This window comes from Methanomassiliicoccales archaeon (genome assembly GCA_026394395.1).
Lineage (GTDB): Archaea > Thermoplasmatota > Thermoplasmata > Methanomassiliicoccales > UBA472 > UBA472.
The window spans coordinates 45,330-60,839 of the sequence record JAPKYK010000002.1 but is presented as its reverse complement, the minus strand read 5'-3'; the positions used below and the strand labels follow the sequence as shown (position 1 = coordinate 60,839).

Below are 15,510 nucleotides of genomic sequence, written 5' to 3'. Positions count from 1 at the left end.
ACGTATCGATTCATTCCGGATGGCCTACCGCATACCCTCCGCCAAGGTCCTTGAGGATTCCATAAGGAGGATAATCCGGGAGCAGCAGAACATCCCCTCCCAACGTCGCTTCACCGAGCTGGTTCTGGAGGACCTTAAGAAGAAGAACCCCGAGTATAAAGTGGGGGAGGTCCGGATGAGACGGATGGCCTTGCACCGGAACTTGGCCAAGGTCACCATCCTGTACCGGGAGACCAGGGAGCCGAGCCACAAAGGGCGCTGCCCGGTGTGCTGCTCGCCCACGGAAGAGCTGCATAACCAGACGCTCGAGGACAAGCAGGTGGAACTGGGGTTCAAGTGCACCAAGTGCCCTTACTGGACCGGGCCGCGCAAGCGGGTGCCGGTGCGCTACGCCTTCACCATGCAGGGGGTCATCGTCCCACTCACCAAGAAACGGGGCAAGTACGCCCAGTGGAAGTTCGCCTGAGGATCTTCCATAGAATCGTTTTTTACCTGGCACGGATATATCAGACGCATGTGCCGTTCCACGGTATACATGTCCACCGGAGACGGGGTGCTGGAGCTCATGCAGAACGCCGTCAGGCTGGTGAAGGAGGGCGATATGCTGGTCATCCTGGACGACGTGGGGGAGCGACTGGAGTTCCACAACGTCCGGGTCAAGGAGATTAACCTCCTGAGCAACAACGTGGTCCTGGAGAAGGAGTGAACACCTTCCGTCACGAACCGATTATCCGTCGGACCTGCTCCTCGCTCAGCCTGAGCATCCCGTTCGGCAGCAGACGTGGCAACAGGACCTTCCAGTTGGCGTTCCTTTTGAACACCTGATGGAACAACGGCAGGGATTCTTCCAAACGACCGTTGTTGGCCAGGGCCACCGCGTGCCAGAAGACCATCTCCTCGTTCTGCGGGAAGAGCGCCTCGGCCTCGGAATAGCTTCTCAGCGCCCCGGTCATGTTCTCTTTCTCCATGGCCGCGTCCCCGGCGTCCATGCTCTCATAGGCCCGGTGCACCTGCAGGAGCCGGCGCATCTCCTTCAAGGGTTCATGGTGATCGTCCACGCGCAGGTCGACCGCCCGGTCCTTCCATATCTCTCCGGTGCTTTGGCCTTTGACCATTACGATAGCGGCGCTCTGGCGGCCGCGGGCGTCCCCGCCGGCCGATTCTGCGGCTTCCAAGGCGGTCAGGATTCTTTCCGCTAGCGGTCCCTCGGACCTTTCAAAGGCTTCGGCCATAGCCCCCCAGACGGTATCGTTCAGCATCATGTTGGCCTGGACGGAGAAGTTCTTGCCGCACCTGTGCCCGGCTTCGGCCACGCACTTCCTTCCCGTGTAGGCGAAGGCCTGCCCGCGGGAATCGAGCACTGCCAGCTGCCGATAGTCCCGTCCTCCGTCCGCTTCGGTCAAGCGCTCCACCGCTTCCTGCGGGGACGATCCCTCGGCCAACAGTTCCAGCCCCCGCGGGCCGAAGGCCAGATTGGTGAAGGATTGCGTCACCACCGCTCCCACCCCGGCCAAGGCCCATGGTACGACCGTACCGACAGAGAACCAGTGGGACTGGACGCCGGCTCCCATCTCTCCCGTGCTTTCGTCCCGGGCGACTATGGAGTAGGTATGGGTGAACGGTGACTTAGGATCGGATCTGGCAGATGGGACGGACAAAGGGGACACCGTTTCGCAGATGATAATAGATGAAAATAAAGGTTGGGAAAATTGTGAGATGGGGGCGTTGCCGCCCTTTTCAGGTTTATTTCTCCTTCAGAGCGCGCATGGCCACCAATATTCCTAGTGTCACGAAGACGGCCGCGAACGCCGTAAGACCGATGATATCCGTGGCCAGCGGGTAAATCCCCACCGAACCGGAGAACAGTAGCTGCCTCATACCATCAACCGCCAGGGTCAGTGGGTTCAGTTTGGCTACCGACTGTAGCCATCCCGGCATACCACTTATCGGGAACAGGGCTGCCGAGGCGAACATCAACGGGAGGTTGAGCAGGTTGATCACGCCGAACAAGGTCTCCTGTTGCTTGATGGTCAGCGCGATGGCCACGAATATCGCGGCGAACGCCGTTGCCAGCAGTATCAGTATGAACAGCAACCCAAGCGCGTTCAGCACGCCGAAGTCCGAGGTGACCGTCAGGCCTTTCAGCCCAGGTATTTGCGTGAAGATCAGGGCTATCAGCAGCACCATCAGAGCGGATATGACCGCCCTGACCACCGAGGCCATGACCCTGGACACCGGGATCACACCGCGCGGTATGGGGGCGGCCCGAAGCTTGTTGAGGAAACCGAAACGTCGGTCCCAGACGATGGACATGCCGCTGAACATGCAGGTGAACAGCGCTGTCACCGCCAGCATTCCGACCGCCATGTACGACATATAGTCCGGCGCGCCATTGAGCATCGCCGGGGGCATATTGATGGGAAAGGCCTGACCGAAAAGTCCGAGCCATATGATCGGCTGGACCAACGTCATCAAGATCTGTATCCTGGCCCGGTACCAATGCTTGAGCTCGCGCACCGTCAGCGATAATGTTTCGCGGATCATCTCACCTCGACCTCCTCATCTGCCTTGCGGACGCCATCTTATCGAAGCTCCCGGCCTGCTCCGCGTCGCGCAGCGACCTTCCAGTGTATTCTAGGAACACCTGGTCCATGTTAGGGCGTTCCAGGCTCACGTAGGTGACCTTGCCTCCCATTTTGGTGATCTCCTGCAGCAACGGAGCGGTCACCGTCTCGCCATTGAGCACCTTGACCCGGTACGAGCCGTCCTCTTTCTTTACGCTGAACACTCCGTCGACAGCACCGATGGTTGGGGAGAAATCCCCTTCCTCCTCCACTTTCAGCGATATCACGTCGCCCCCCAGGGACTTTTTAAGCGCCTGAGGGGTGTCCATCGCCATGATCTTACCCTGGTCGATTATGCCGATGCGATCGCACAGCGAATCGGCCTCCTCCAGGTAATGCGTGGTCATGAACACCGTCATGTTCGAGCTCTTCTTCAGTTCCCGGATGTGCTCCCACATGGTCGTCCTGGTCTGGATGTCGAGCCCTAGCGTCGGTTCGTCTAGGAAAAGCACCTTGGGTCGGTGGATCAGACCCTCGGCCAGCTCCAGGCGCTTGCGCATCCCGCCCGAGTACGTCTTGACCATGCGGTCGGCCGCCTCGTCCAGCTTCACCAGCAATAGGAGCTCGCCGATCCGCTCCTTGGCCAGCTTGAGGTCGACTCCGTAAAGCGTGGACTGCAGAATCATGTTCTCACGCCCCGTTAGGTCGTCATCCACCGTCAGTTCCTGGGGCACCAGGCCGATGGACTTGCGTACCTCGGTCGGATGCTTTACCGAATCGTAACCGCAGACGGTGCACAGACCGCTGGTCGGCAACAAAAGGGTGGTCAGCATCTTGATGGTGGTCGTCTTCCCAGCTCCGTTGGGTCCCAGGAATCCGAATATCTCCCCTTCCTTGACCTCGAACGATATATCATCCACGGCTTTTATTGACCCATTATAGACCTTGGTAAGGTCCTTGACTTCGATTATCGCGCTCAGTTCCTCATCTCCTTCTCCAGTTCAGCGATATGCTCTTCTATCATCTGCAGGTTGTTCTGCATCGCTTCATGCATTTCCTTTATGATGGCCAGTTGCTTCTCCAGCGGTTCCTCGTCCAGGGGGACGAAGGCCCTGGTCTCTCGGTTCTTCTTGGCGGCCAGGCCCAGTATCTCCATGGTCCGGGACATGTACAGAACACCGGAGGACAGGGCGGTCAGCTTCTCCTCCAACCAGGCGCTCCCCTCCTCACTCAGGGAGTAATGGTCCTTGCCCTCCGTCTTCTTCACATCGAGCAGACCGTGCTCCTGCAGCCGGCGCAGAGCGGGGTACACCGACCCGGTCTGCGGCTCCCAGACGCCCTCGTATTTCTCGCGCAGGGATTTCAAGACCTCGTAACCGTACATCGGCCTCTCCTGCAGCAGGACCATCATTATCAGCTGCGAGGGGCTGATGCGGTTGCCTTTGTAAACGTGGACCTTGCCCATCATGCGTTCCGACCTCTTAGGTAGACCTCTACTAAGTAGGGCGGTACTGTGCACATGCTATAATATAATTGGCGTCGGCCGCCAGCAGTTGTTATTAAAAGCAGTAAGGCTTTTCGAAATAACATGGAGCTGACCTTCGACGAGATCCCTGAGGACCTGTGGGAGGACTGGGTGTGGCTGGTGTCTCCCGGCGGCCTGATGAAGGCGGTGGAGGAGGAGACCCAGACCTTGCTCAGCAGCCCCTATCAGGTCACCTCGGTGTACACCGTCAACTTGCCCAAGCTGGTGCTCTTCGACCTCATGTGGAGTTCCCGGCTGGAAATGGACGAGGAAGGGGTCAACGACGCCAACGACCTCTGCCGACCGGTGCACCGGGACGCGGACGACGTGCTGGGCAGCCTGGGCTTCCTGCTGCGCAACTATCCCCTGGTGCTGCGTTGGAAGCTTCCCCCGGAGAAGGTGGCCGAGCTATCGCCCAACCTTTGGGACGACATCGTGGAACCTCCGGAGCTCCTTTGGTACGTCCCCCAGGAACTGGAGGGAAAGGAGCTGGACCTGGACAGCCTTTCCTTCGACTTTTTCAACCCTTTCATACCCTCGCTGCGCCGGTTGGGCGTGCACCGCTCGGTCATCGGGGTCGTTTCCGCCGTTCGCAGCCTGGACCAGGTCAGTTCAGCGTTGATCGAGGTCGAGGACAACTCTCTGCGCGAGGCCGTGGACTCGGCGATCGTGGAGCTGTCCACCCGTGGCCTGGTCGAGCTGGCCGAGGGTAAGCTGCGGCGCATCACCGAGCGGGGGGCCAGGATGGCCCAGACCGAGCCGCTGAACGATTGCCTCAGTTGCCGTTGCCGGGTCGAGGAGGTCCTGGAGTACGAGATGGGCGGGGACGAGGACTGAGCCCGCCCCATGCGCTGTCAGTTCACCCGGGAAAAGCTCGTGGACCGATCGTCGCGTCCATAACGGAGCTCCGGGAATTTTTTGAATCCCCCTAAGATTCGCATGATAATCTTTATCAGGGGGTACAATATTTGGCGCTTGGGTCCACATATGAAGCTATGGGATTTCGGCAGGGTTAAGGACGGCAAGGTCAGGATTGGAGACAAGGTCCGCCAGCGCCTGGGCCTGGAGGACGGGAGCCAGGTGTACTCCACCCTCTTCAGGTACGAGCAGAACGGGACGCGGGGGCACGAGATGGTCCTTTCCACCTTCGGACCGGAGAACTACCGGGAACTATGTAATCTCACCTTCTACATGATTGACGCCCCGGGCGCCTGCGCCCAGGCCGCCAAGTTCCTGGCCGACCGGAACGTGGACATACTCAACTCGGTCTCGGTCAGCATGACCTGCGGCATCTCTATGGTGTGGAAGATGCTGGTCGACCTTTCCTATTACGGCGACTCTACCCAGCTGATGGAGGAGTTCGCCAACACCAGGCGCAGCAGCCCCGCTTCCCTTTCCAAGGTGGAGGGGCTGGAGATCAACACATCTCACATCAGCGACCGCTACACCAAGGGGTTCACCAGCCCGCAGGCCTCCAAGATCAAGGTCAAGACCCTGCGCAAGGTCAGCCGCTCGCCATCGGCCATCAAGGATGCCAGCTTCGCCATCCCCAAGGATTACCTGGAGCACCTGGAAGGGGTCCAGGACGGCACGCCGGTCATGATGGTGGGGGACGTGGACTCCTGGGTGCTGTCCATGTCCTTCCTGCCTAACGATTGCCAATTAGTGGAAATGTCCTTCGAGATTCCGGACAAGCCCGGGGCCATCTTCAAGACCACCGAGGCTCTGGCCGCGCATAACGTCAATCTGCTGGCGGTGCAGTCCCGCGTGCTGGTCTACGGACAGAAGATGGTCCTGGACCTGGTAGCGGACCTGAGCCACGCCGGGGACCTGGAGAAGATATCCCAGGAGACCGTGGCCTCCCTGGGCGGGGACTTCAAGCTCCGCAGCAAGGGGCGCGTGTCCTTCTGAGGCCTGCGCGATGCTCATAGGCCGCAAGGTGCTGGTCAAGGAGGAAGTGGAGTCCACTAACCAGGTGGCCAAGGCCCTGGCGCTCGAGGGTGAGCCGGAGGGCACAGTGGTCACCGCCAAGCACCAGAGCGGGGGGAAGGGGCGCCTGGGCCGCAGCTGGGAGTCCCCGGAGGGCGGCGTCTATCTTTCCATCATCCTGCGCCCCGAGCTGCCCGCCTCGGACCTCACCTTGCTGACCGTGCTCTCCTGCCTGCCCGTGGCGCAGGCCATCGAGGAGACCTGCCACGCCGTTCCCCGCATCAAGTGGCCGAACGACGTGAAGCTGGAAGGGAAGAAGGTGGCCGGGATACTGGTGGAGGCCTGCTACCGCGGCGGAGAGCCGCGCTTCCTGATCATGGGCATCGGTGTCAACCTCAACACCCAGCCGGGCGACCTCACCTCGCCGGAGGCCGGCAGCCTCAAGCATATTTGCGGCAAGGAGCTGGACCAGGAACATTTCCTGAACCTGTTGCTGTTCAAGCTGGACGACTTCTATTCCAAGTTCAAACGGGGCGAGAGGGACCTGTCCCTCTACGAAAGGTACTCCGAGTCCCTCGGCCAGGACCTCGAGATCAGGCTGGGCGACCAGAGGGTCAAAGGGAAGGGCATGCATCTGGAGGCCGACGGCTCCCTGGTGCTGCGCTCCGAGGACGGCATGATATACCGCGCCACCTCGGTGCACGAAGTGGTCCCCTTGGACCGGGGGCAGGTCAGGTTCGAAACAGGTAACGTTCATTAGCTAGTAGCACGAATAATGGGGGAACACCATGGGCGAGGACAAGGTCAAGGAACTGCGGGAGATGAAGAAGCGGTCCAGGGCCGGCGGTGGCGCCGAACGCGTGGAGATGCACCGCAATCAGGGCAAGATGACCGCACGCGAGAGGGTGGACGCCCTGCTCGATCCCGGCTCCTTCGTGGAGCTGGACACCTTCGTTTCCCACCAGGCGTACCATTTCGGCATGGAAAAGCAGAAGATGCCCGGCGACGGCGTGGTCACCGGGCGCGGGTCCATCGAGGGAAGGCAGGTGTTCGTCTACGCCCAGGACTTCACCGTCTTCGCCGGCTCCGTGGGCCGCATGCACGCCAAGAAGATCTGCAAGGTCATCGACCTGGCGGTCAAGACCGGCTGCCCGGTCATCGGCCTCTTCGACTCGGGAGGCGCGCGCCTGCAGGAGGGAGTCGATTCCCTGGCAGGCTACGGTGAGGTCATGCTCAGGCACTCCTTGGCCTCGGGCATCATACCTCAAGTGGCCATGGTCATGGGGCCCTGCGCCGGAAGCGGCGTCTACGCCCCCATGCTCTGCGACTTCGTGTTCATGGTCAAGGACAAATCGTACATGTTCATGGTCGGTCCTGACGTCATCAAGGCGGTGCAGAACGAGACCGTGACGTTCGAAGAGCTGGGCGGCGCCAGCGTTCATGCCACCCGCTCCGGTTCGGCACACTTCGTGGCCGAGGACGACATGGACTGCATAAAGCAGGTGCGGAAGCTGCTCTGCTACCTGCCGAGCAACAACCTGGAGCAGTCGCCGGAGAAGGCCATGGGCGATGACCCCGAGCGCAGGGAGGACTCCCTGGACACCATAATCCCTGAGGACCCCATGAAGCCCTACGACATGAAGGAGGTCATCCGCAAGACCGTGGACAAGGGCGAGTTCCTGGAAGTGCAGGAGCAGTTCGCCAAGAACATCGTGATCGGCTTCGCCCGCATGGACAGCCGGGCCGTCGGAATCGTGGCCAACCAGCCTATGGTGCTGGCCGGAACGCTCGACGCTAACTCCTCGCTCAAGGCGGCGCGCTTCGTGCGCTTCTGCGATGCCTTCAACATCCCGATAATCACCTTGGTCGACGTGCCAGGCTACATGCCGAGCGTAGAGCAGGAGAACACCTCGTTGCTCCGGGACGCCACCAAATTGCTGTACGCCTACGCGGAGGCGAGCACCCCCAAGGTGACGCTGGTGACCCGCAAGGCCATCGGGGGCGCCTACTGCGTCATGTCCTCCAAGCACCTGCGCTCCGACGTCAACTTGGCCTGGCCGACGGCCGAGATAGCCATCGTGGGACCGGAGGGAGCGATCAACATCGTGTTCAAGCAGGAGCTGATCATGGCCGACGACCCCCAGGAGAAGAGGGATGTTCTCATCTCCGAGTATCGCAAGCTGTACGCCTCGGCCTTCTTCTCCGCCGAGCGCGGATACCTGGACGACATCATCGAACCTAACAACACCCGTATGCGCCTTATCGAGGCGCTGCAGATGCTGGACCGCAAGCGCGAGGCCCGCCCGGCCAAGAAGCACGGCAACATGCCGCTGTGAGGGATGAGCATGAAGATCAAGATCACCGACACGGTACTGCGCGACGCGCACCAATCCCTCCTGGCCACCAGGATGCGCACGGAGGATATGCTGCCAATCGCCCCCCAGCTGGACGAGATCGGCTACTGGTCGGTGGAGATGTGGGGCGGGGCCACGTTCGACACCTGCCTGCGCTTTTTGCGCGAAGATCCGTGGGAACGCATCACCAAACTGAAGAAGGTCATGCCCAACACCCCCTTCCAGATGCTGCTGAGGGGGCAGAACATCGTGGGCTACCGTCATTATTCTGACGACATCTTGGAGAAGTTCGTCAAGAACGCCTGCCGCCGGGGCATCGACGTCTTCCGCATCTTCGACGCGCTCAACGACTACCGCAACATGCAGATGGCCATACGCTGCGTGAAGAAGTACGGCGGGGTCGTAGAGGCCAGCATATCCTACACCATATCCCCGGTGCACTCCATAGACGGTTTCGTCAAGTTCGCCCGCAAGCTGCAGGAGATGGGGGCGGACACCATCTGCATAAAGGACATGGCCGGGCTGCTGGCGCCGATGGACGCCTACGAGCTGGTCAAGCAGTTGCGCGAGGAGATCGGGCTGCCGGTGCACGTGCACTGCCACGCCACCTCCGGCATGGTCACGGGCACGTACATGAAGGCGGTGGAGGCTGGAGCGGAGATCATTGACACCGCCATCTCCAGCATGTCCCTGGCCACCTCCCAGCCGCCGACAGAGGCGATCGTGGCCATGCTGCGCGGCACGGAGTACGACACCGGCCTGGACCTCAAGAAGCTGTCCGAGATAGCCGAGTACTTCAAGACGGTGCGGGAGAAGTATCACGCCTTCGAGAGTGGGTTCTCCGGCATAGACACCAACGTCCTGGTCTATCAGATACCGGGGGGCATGATCTCCAACCTCATCTCCCAGCTGAGGGAGGCCAAGAAGGAGGACCGCTTGACCGACGTGTACGACGAGGTGCCCCGGGTGAAGGCCGACCTGGGGCATGTTCCGCTGGTCACGCCGACCTCGCAGATCGTGGGCACGCAGGCGGTCCTTAACGTCATCACCGGTGAGCGCTACAAGATGGTGACCAACGAGACCAAGAACCTGGTCCGCGGCCTTTACGGCAAAACGCCCGCGGAGATCGATCCGGCCATCCGTAAGAAGATCATCGGGGACGAGAAGCCCATCACCGTACGCCCGGCCGACCTGCTGGAGCCGGAGTTCGAGAAGCTGTGCGCCCAGGTAGAGGAGTACGCCTGCAATGAGCACGTGTCCTGCTCCGAGGAGGACGTGCTGTCGTACGCCCTGTTCCCCCAGGTCGCTCTGGACTATTTCAAGCACCGCCAGATGATGGAGAAGGGCGTGAACTACAAGGACCTGGCCGCGGTGGCCGTGCTCTACATGCGCTCCACGGAGAAGCACGCCATGGACAAGACGCCCACCGCTGGCACCGCCGACGCCTGGAAGTTGGCCGCCCGTCGGGAGGCCTTGGGCCAAGGGGGGTGGCCGCTGTGAAGCTGCGTATGACCGTAAATGGGCAGGAGTACGAGGTCACCGTAGAGAAGAACGGCGGCGACTATCGCGTGGAGATCGAGGACCATGTCTTCAAGTGTATAGTCAAGGAGGATAAGGTCCAGGTCAACGGCGAGGCCGCGCCGATGGTCATCGAGGGGGACCTTGAGACCGGGGCCAAGGTCATGGTCGATGACCGGACCATGGAGCTGAAGCTGCAGCAGGTGCGGGAGATCGAGCATATCGTGCTGGAGGAGTCCGAGGATGGCGGTAAGGAAGGCAGCGCATCAGGCGCCGTGCTGGCCCCCATGCCTGGCAAGATCATGTCGGTCAAGGTCAAGGTCGGCGACGCCGTCCAGGCCAACCAGGTCATGCTGGTATTGGAGGCCATGAAGATGGAGAACGAGGTGCAGACCGAGGTGGCCGGCAAGGTGAAAGAGATCAAGGTCCGCGCCGGAGAGACCGTCGAGGGCGGCCAGGTGCTCCTGGTCGTGGAGCCTTAGAAGTCTAAGGAGTCCGCCGCCTCCGTCATCTCCGCCCGCATGTCCTCGCCGGCGCAGATGGCGGTGCACACTTTCTTGCGGAGCAGTACGTCCTGCGCCACCTTCATGACCTGTTCTTCGGTCACCGCGTTGATCTCGCTCAGTTGCTCCTCGATGCCTTGCACCTTGCCGGTGTCGAGGTAGTGGTGCAGGTAGGTGCTCATGTTCTGGTCCGGGCGGCAGGCGTTGCGCAACAATGAGCCCTTCAGGATGTTCTTGGCCTTGTCTAGCTCATCCCTTTCCAGCCCTTCGCGCTTGAAACGGGAGAGCTCCTGGCCGAAGGAATCGAACAGCCGCGGGACATGCTCCATGGATGTGGAGCAATAGGTGACTATGGAGCCGCAGTCCTGGTAGGCGTACGGGTACATGCCGATGGAATAGACCAGCCCCTCCATCTCCCTTATGCGGTGGTTGAGGCGAGAGGAGGTCCCACCGCAAAGCACCGTGGTCAGCATCGTTTGGGCCATGGCCATCTCGTCCGGCGCCGGGAGCGCCGGCGTGCCGACCCCGATGTAGGCACGATCGTCGCCCTTGACGAAGAAGTGCGTGCCCACGTTCTGCTTAGGAGCGATGCGCCTTTTCCTGGCCGCCTGGCCAGCGACGTCGTCGAACCGGCTGGCCCAATCCATTACTCTCTGCAGGTCGACCCGGCCGACCGCGCAGACCACCACGTGCGGGGGATGGTAATGGGCGTGATGATACTCCAGCAAAAAGTCCGAGGTGAAGGTATCTAGGCTCTCCGCCATCCCCAGAATTGGGCGCGACAAGGGGTTGCCCTTGTACATGGCCTCGGCCATCCTGGTGTGCAGATGCGAAGTGGGATCGTTCATGTGCATACCGATCTCCTGTTTGACGATGCTGCGCTCCAGCTCCACCAGCGAAGGGTCCATGCGCGGGTTCAGGAATACGTCGGAAAGCAGTTCCTCGCCGACCTTAAGCGACTCGTCGATGGTGAAGGTGAAGAAGCAGGTGAACTCATGGGTGGTGTAGGCGTTCAGGTAGCCGCCGGACGCTTCGATCTTCTCGTTGATCTCGCGGAAGTCCCTGGTCTTGGTCCCCCGGAAGAGCATGTGCTCTAAGAAATGGGACACGCCAGACTCGCTGCGCTTTTCGTCCCGGGAGCCGACCGTGGCGGTGACCGAGAGGGCCACGGTATGCACCTGGGGCATGCTCTCCACTATAACCTTGATTCCGCCAGGCGTGGTGCCTGTGTCGATCTTCTGCTCCACGCCGCGTCCGCCATTCCCTTTGCTCTTCACGACTGCTCTATCGCCAATCTTGCTGATATGCGTGTCGCCAGGCTTTCGGGACCTGCGGGAATAAAAATTAAGAAATAAAGAACGGCGGCCGGACCGCCTTCTACTTCCTGGACACCTGTTTCTTGTTCAGATAGTCCTTGATACTTTCCATGTCCAGTCGCAGCATGATCATGTCACCCACGCTCCTGACGTCCTTGGTCATGAGGGTTATCTGGGCCGAGGGTGTGGCCCCGCCTTTGATGAACAAGGTCTGCTTGGCGGTCTTGTCCAGCTTGATGCCTATCTTGGTGACCTCCCAGTTCTTGCTTCTTTCGAAATAGACGTTGTCCAGGTAACCGACCTGCGTGCCGTCCTGGGCCACGACCTTCTTGTTGATCATCTTGTCGGCGTTCAGGGGCACCTTCTTGTCCTCTATGAGCACATCCTTGACCTGCTCCATCTTGACCGCCAGGGTCACGGTGTCCGTGACGGAGGAGACCTGCGGGGTGGCCACGTGGACCTTCTGCGTCCCTATGGCCTTCTTCTTGATATTGAGGGCGGCCTCGTTGCCCTTGCGCACGATGACCCTTATCGCCGGCACTTTCCAGGTGTCCGAGTCTACGGTGATACCTTCGACCTTCCCGATGATTTTGGCATCCGCGCTGATGACCTCTTTGCCCACGATGTCCTCGAGTCCCGACATATTCTCCCTAGGCGATTAGCGGTCGGGTCGATAATAATTCTATCGTCCTGACGCTTCTGTCGAGAAATGAGCCCTTTCCTTGGAGAACGAAGTGAAAGCGTGCTTCGTGTTCTCACGCCAGACCCCGGCACTACAAATTTATATCGGCGGGAACTCGATGGTCCTGTCAGTTATCGGAGAGATGCCTTTGACCCAGCCCACCATCCAGTCCGGACCCTTGACGGCGCATGACCTTCTCACGACCTTGCGAGAGGAGCGGCGGAGCTGCCTGGACTCGGTGAAGCATTTGGAATCCGGAACGGGGATCTCGGACCTGGTGCGCCGAGTGGTTGAGGTCTTGGGCCCGGAGGACCTGTGGAAGGCGGACCTGGGCATCGGAATGGATATCTTGGGACGGGACCTGGCCAAGGCCGCGGGCGTCGAGCCTGTGGCCCTGCGGGAGCGCCGCGCCTGGGAGCAGGTCGGTCTGTTAGCCCCGCTGGACGGGGTCCCGGCCGGGGAGGCCTACGACCTCCTGCTCTGCCTGCGCGAGGCCCTGGCGATCTTCATGCTCACCTATTGCCGATACGCCGTGGACGGCCGGCGGGATGAGGTCGAGGGGCTGGAAGCCCTGCGGCAGGACCTTAGGGAAGGCGTGTGCCGGGGTCTGATGATGGAGGACCGCGGAAGCGCCTCGCGCTTAGTGGATATCGAAGGCGTAAGAACTTTGATCGAGGGGGACCTCCCAGTGACGCTGGCCGCTTTCAACCAGGCCCGCCGGGAGCTATCCAGGGAACTGGGCATGCCGGCGACACAGCTGCCCATAGGACTGAGGACCGAGAACCTGGGGCTGGCGCTATGGCAGGTGCTCATGGGCTGCCCGGTGGTCCTCAGGAACGTGGCGATGGAAGGGAAGGTCAGGGAGCTGTTGGTGAACGTCAGCCGGGACCTGTTCGGCGGAACGCTGTTATTTAACGAGGAGGAGCTGGCCCGGGAGATCGAAAGGAGAAGGTGGGTCTGCGGGCTTCCCCACCGTTACAATCCGCCGGCGCCGGCCCAGGTCAGCAACACCCAGGTCATCGCCATAGGATTCATGGGCGCGGAGCTCATGACCGCTCTGGCCAGGGTGGCCTTGCTCTCTGCGATAGAACGGAGGGGTGACGCCCCGGTGGAATACCCGGAGACCGCGTACCGCCTTCCGTGCATCTTCGGTTGGGACGGGGCGGAGATCACCACCCTGACGGAACTTCTGGATGTGGTCAAGAGGCATTCCGCGTTGCCCTCGGGCCGAGGATTGGGGGACGCCTTGGAGGCGGGAAAGGCGGCGCTGGTGAGCGCCGAGGCCTTGGAAGTCTTGCGTTACCTTGACGGCGATCCGCACACCGGGACGGCCACCGTAGGCTTTGTCCCGGACAAGGTGCTGCGCGAGCTCGGTCTAGCCTTCGTGGACGACACCATCCCCGGGGCGGCGGTTCTGATGGGCATGCCTAAGGACCACAAGCAGCTGGTGACCACCGTGCGCGAGCTGCAGGCCCGGGGCATGCTGGTCCTGGCGGCGGACGAGGTGGTCCGGGTGCTGCAGGAGAACGAGGTGCAGATGGGGCTGGGCATGATGCTGTACCCCTTGGGCAACTTCACCCAGCTGGTGCACGCCCTGGACTTCGTGACCAGAGCGGCGCTGTCCTTCGGCGGGGTGCAGAAGGGGGACGCGGAGCGCTTGTCCGCCTACCTGGCCAAGCGGCCCAAGGCCTTCGTGCTGCACTACGGACCGCTGGACGCCGCCCGGGCTTCCTTGGCCTTGGCCGCCCTGATACATCATGTCCCCATTGTCACGGACCAGTTCGTTGAAGGCGTACCGGACCTCCTGTTCCACAAGGAGCCGGCGGACATGCTCCAGGGAGGCCTGGAATCGCGGGACATCCGCACCGCCGTTACCGTCGTGGACATCCCGGTGCCTTTTGGCCCGGCCTTCGAGGGCGAGACCGTGCGCCGCCCGGACACTTATCTGGAGGCGGGAGGGGGGCGCACCCCGGCCTTCGAGCTGCTGAAGAGCCGGCCGGAGGAGGAGGTGAAGGACGGTGAGATCAGGGTCATCGGTCCGGAGGTGGACCAGCTGCCCGAGGGGTCCCAGTCCCCATTGGCCATCCTGGTGGACGTTTTCGGCAAGCGCATGCAGGCGGACTTCGAGTCGGTCATGGAGCGGCGCATCCACCTGTACCTGAACTTCGCTGAGGGCGTGTGGCACACCGGTCAGCGCAACATGAACTGGGTGCGTATCAGTAAGAAGGCCTACCGCGCCGGGTTCCGCCTGGAGCACTTGGGCCGTATCCTGGTCACCAAGCTCAAGGAGGAGTTCGGCAACATCGTCTCGCGGGTCCAGGTGACCATCGTCACCGACGACAAGGAGCTGGAACAGCGGTTACCGGAGGCAATGAAGTCGTACCAGGAGAGGGAGGAGCGTATGGCCGGGCTGACCGACGAGAGCGTGGACACCTTCTATTCGTGCCTCATGTGCCAGTCCTTCGCCCCGGACCACGTGTGCGTGATAACCCCGGAGCGGCCTGGGCTGTGCGGAGCGATAAACTGGCTGGACGCCAAGACCGGCAAGGAGATCGTGCCATCCGGACCGAACCAGCCTATAGCCAAGAGGGAGGTCGAGGACGAAACCAAGGGATCGTGGAAAGGGGTGAACGAGGCGGTGACCGCCCTCACCCGGGGGAAGCTCACCCGCTTCTGCGCCTACAGCATGATGGAGGACCCCATGACCTCCTGCGGCTGCTTCGAGGTCATCGTGGCCATGAGCCCGGACATGCAATCGGTCATCGTCGTCAACCGGGAGTTCGCCGAGATGACCCCCGTGGGCATGAAGTTCTCCACCTTGGCCGGGAGCATCGGCGGGGGCAAGCAGACCCCGGGGTTCATCGGGGTCGGCCGCCGCTACCTGATCTCCAGGAAGTTCATCTCCGGGGACGGCGGGTTCCTGCGCATCGCCTGGATGCCCTCCGCGCTCAAGGAGTCCATGAGGGAAGAGCTTATTAATAGGGCCAGGGAATTGGGAACGCCAGGCTTCCTGGACCAGGTGGCGGACGAGACCAGCGTCACCGACGCCGAGGGCCTGATGAACTGGATGATCAAGGTGGACCATCCCGCGCTGAGGATGCCGCCGTTGCTTTGAGGTG

General features: G+C 61.5%; 15 protein-coding genes. 9 read left to right on the top strand and 6 right to left on the bottom strand.

Going from position 1 to position 15,510, the window contains the following annotated elements; translation table 11 throughout:
• Positions 1 to 19 precede the first annotated feature (19 nt).
• Both NT131_02665 and NT131_02660 read left to right on the top strand, forming a co-directional pair.
• Positions 20 to 466, top strand: coding sequence for a hypothetical protein (locus NT131_02665; protein MCX6650547.1), 447 nt, complete (start codon positions 20 to 22; stop codon positions 464 to 466).
• Between the two features lie 48 nt (positions 467 to 514).
• Complete coding sequence (locus NT131_02660) at positions 515 to 706, top strand: CooT family nickel-binding protein (GenBank protein MCX6650546.1); 192 nt, start codon at positions 515 to 517, stop codon at positions 704 to 706.
• Positions 707 to 716: 10 nt separating this feature from the next.
• On the opposite strand, the gene NT131_02655 is transcribed toward NT131_02660, so the two are convergent.
• The 4 genes from NT131_02655 to NT131_02640 form a co-directional block, all read right to left on the bottom strand.
• A complete protein-coding gene (locus NT131_02655; GenBank protein MCX6650545.1) occupies positions 717 to 1,658 on the bottom strand; it encodes a DUF1028 domain-containing protein in 942 nt (313 codons plus the stop codon).
• A gap of 85 nt (positions 1,659 to 1,743) precedes the next feature.
• Positions 1,744 to 2,544, bottom strand: coding sequence for an ABC transporter permease (locus NT131_02650; GenBank protein ID MCX6650544.1), 801 nt, complete (start codon positions 2,542 to 2,544; stop codon positions 1,744 to 1,746).
• 1 nt (position 2,545) lies between these two features.
• A complete protein-coding gene (locus NT131_02645) occupies positions 2,546 to 3,532 on the bottom strand; it encodes an ATP-binding cassette domain-containing protein (protein MCX6650543.1) in 987 nt (328 codons plus the stop codon).
• Positions 3,533 to 3,540: 8 nt separating this feature from the next.
• Positions 3,541 to 4,032, bottom strand: a complete 492-nt coding sequence (locus tag NT131_02640) for a PadR family transcriptional regulator (protein ID MCX6650542.1) — start codon at positions 4,030 to 4,032, stop codon at positions 3,541 to 3,543.
• A 120-nt stretch (positions 4,033 to 4,152) separates the two neighbouring features.
• Between NT131_02640 and NT131_02635 the strand changes: the two genes are divergently transcribed.
• From NT131_02635 to NT131_02610, 6 genes are all read left to right on the top strand, one after another.
• On the top strand, positions 4,153 to 4,926 hold the full coding sequence (locus tag NT131_02635; protein MCX6650541.1) for a hypothetical protein: 774 nt from the start codon (positions 4,153 to 4,155) through the stop codon (positions 4,924 to 4,926).
• Between the two features lie 150 nt (positions 4,927 to 5,076).
• On the top strand, positions 5,077 to 6,000 hold the full coding sequence (locus tag NT131_02630) for a hypothetical protein (GenBank protein ID MCX6650540.1): 924 nt from the start codon (positions 5,077 to 5,079) through the stop codon (positions 5,998 to 6,000).
• 10 nt (positions 6,001 to 6,010) lie between these two features.
• Entirely contained in the window at positions 6,011 to 6,778 is a 768-nt protein-coding gene (locus tag NT131_02625) for a biotin--[acetyl-CoA-carboxylase] ligase (GenBank protein ID MCX6650539.1), read from the top strand.
• Positions 6,779 to 6,806: 28 nt separating this feature from the next.
• Positions 6,807 to 8,354, top strand: coding sequence for an acyl-CoA carboxylase subunit beta (locus NT131_02620; protein MCX6650538.1), 1,548 nt, complete (start codon positions 6,807 to 6,809; stop codon positions 8,352 to 8,354).
• 9 nt (positions 8,355 to 8,363) lie between these two features.
• Positions 8,364 to 9,872: a pyruvate/oxaloacetate carboxyltransferase gene (locus NT131_02615; protein MCX6650537.1), complete on the top strand. Its 1,509-nt coding sequence runs from the start codon at positions 8,364 to 8,366 to the stop codon at positions 9,870 to 9,872.
• Positions 9,869 to 10,372: a hypothetical protein gene (locus NT131_02610; GenBank protein ID MCX6650536.1), complete on the top strand. Its 504-nt coding sequence runs from the start codon at positions 9,869 to 9,871 to the stop codon at positions 10,370 to 10,372. Before NT131_02615 ends, NT131_02610 begins: the two co-directional genes overlap by 4 nt.
• Here NT131_02610 and NT131_02605 read toward each other — a convergent pair.
• Both NT131_02605 and NT131_02600 read right to left on the bottom strand, forming a co-directional pair.
• On the bottom strand, positions 10,369 to 11,670 hold the full coding sequence (locus NT131_02605; GenBank protein ID MCX6650535.1) for a pitrilysin family protein: 1,302 nt from the start codon (positions 11,668 to 11,670) through the stop codon (positions 10,369 to 10,371). The two genes, NT131_02610 and NT131_02605, sit on opposite strands and share 4 nt — an antisense overlap.
• A 100-nt stretch (positions 11,671 to 11,770) precedes the next feature.
• Positions 11,771 to 12,352, bottom strand: coding sequence for a PRC-barrel domain-containing protein (locus NT131_02600; GenBank protein MCX6650534.1), 582 nt, complete (start codon positions 12,350 to 12,352; stop codon positions 11,771 to 11,773).
• A 157-nt stretch (positions 12,353 to 12,509) separates the two neighbouring features.
• Between NT131_02600 and acsB the strand changes: the two genes are divergently transcribed.
• Entirely contained in the window at positions 12,510 to 15,506 is a 2,997-nt protein-coding gene (gene acsB / locus NT131_02595; protein MCX6650533.1) for an acetyl-CoA decarbonylase/synthase complex subunit alpha/beta, read from the top strand.
• Positions 15,507 to 15,510 lie beyond the last annotated feature (4 nt).

Bases quoted from the DNA above. Each gene is read 5' to 3' on its own strand.
- NT131_02635 (MCX6650541.1), top strand. From the start codon at position 4,153: ATGGAGCTGACCTTCGACGAGATCCCTGAGGACCTGTGGGAGGACTGG.
- NT131_02630 (MCX6650540.1), top strand. From the start codon at position 5,077: ATGAAGCTATGGGATTTCGGCAGGGTTAAGGACGGCAAGGTCAGGATT.
- NT131_02600 (MCX6650534.1), bottom strand. From the start codon at position 12,352: ATGTCGGGACTCGAGGACATCGTGGGCAAAGAGGTCATCAGCGCGGAT.
- acsB (MCX6650533.1), top strand. From the start codon at position 12,510: ATGGTCCTGTCAGTTATCGGAGAGATGCCTTTGACCCAGCCCACCATC.
- NT131_02640 (MCX6650542.1), bottom strand. From the start codon at position 4,032: ATGATGGGCAAGGTCCACGTTTACAAAGGCAACCGCATCAGCCCCTCG.
- NT131_02660 (MCX6650546.1), top strand. From the start codon at position 515: ATGTGCCGTTCCACGGTATACATGTCCACCGGAGACGGGGTGCTGGAG.
- NT131_02665 (MCX6650547.1), top strand. From the start codon at position 20: ATGGCCTACCGCATACCCTCCGCCAAGGTCCTTGAGGATTCCATAAGG.
- NT131_02620 (MCX6650538.1), top strand. From the start codon at position 6,807: ATGGGCGAGGACAAGGTCAAGGAACTGCGGGAGATGAAGAAGCGGTCC.
- NT131_02625 (MCX6650539.1), top strand. From the start codon at position 6,011: ATGCTCATAGGCCGCAAGGTGCTGGTCAAGGAGGAAGTGGAGTCCACT.
- NT131_02615 (MCX6650537.1), top strand. From the start codon at position 8,364: ATGAAGATCAAGATCACCGACACGGTACTGCGCGACGCGCACCAATCC.
- NT131_02650 (MCX6650544.1), bottom strand. From the start codon at position 2,544: ATGATCCGCGAAACATTATCGCTGACGGTGCGCGAGCTCAAGCATTGG.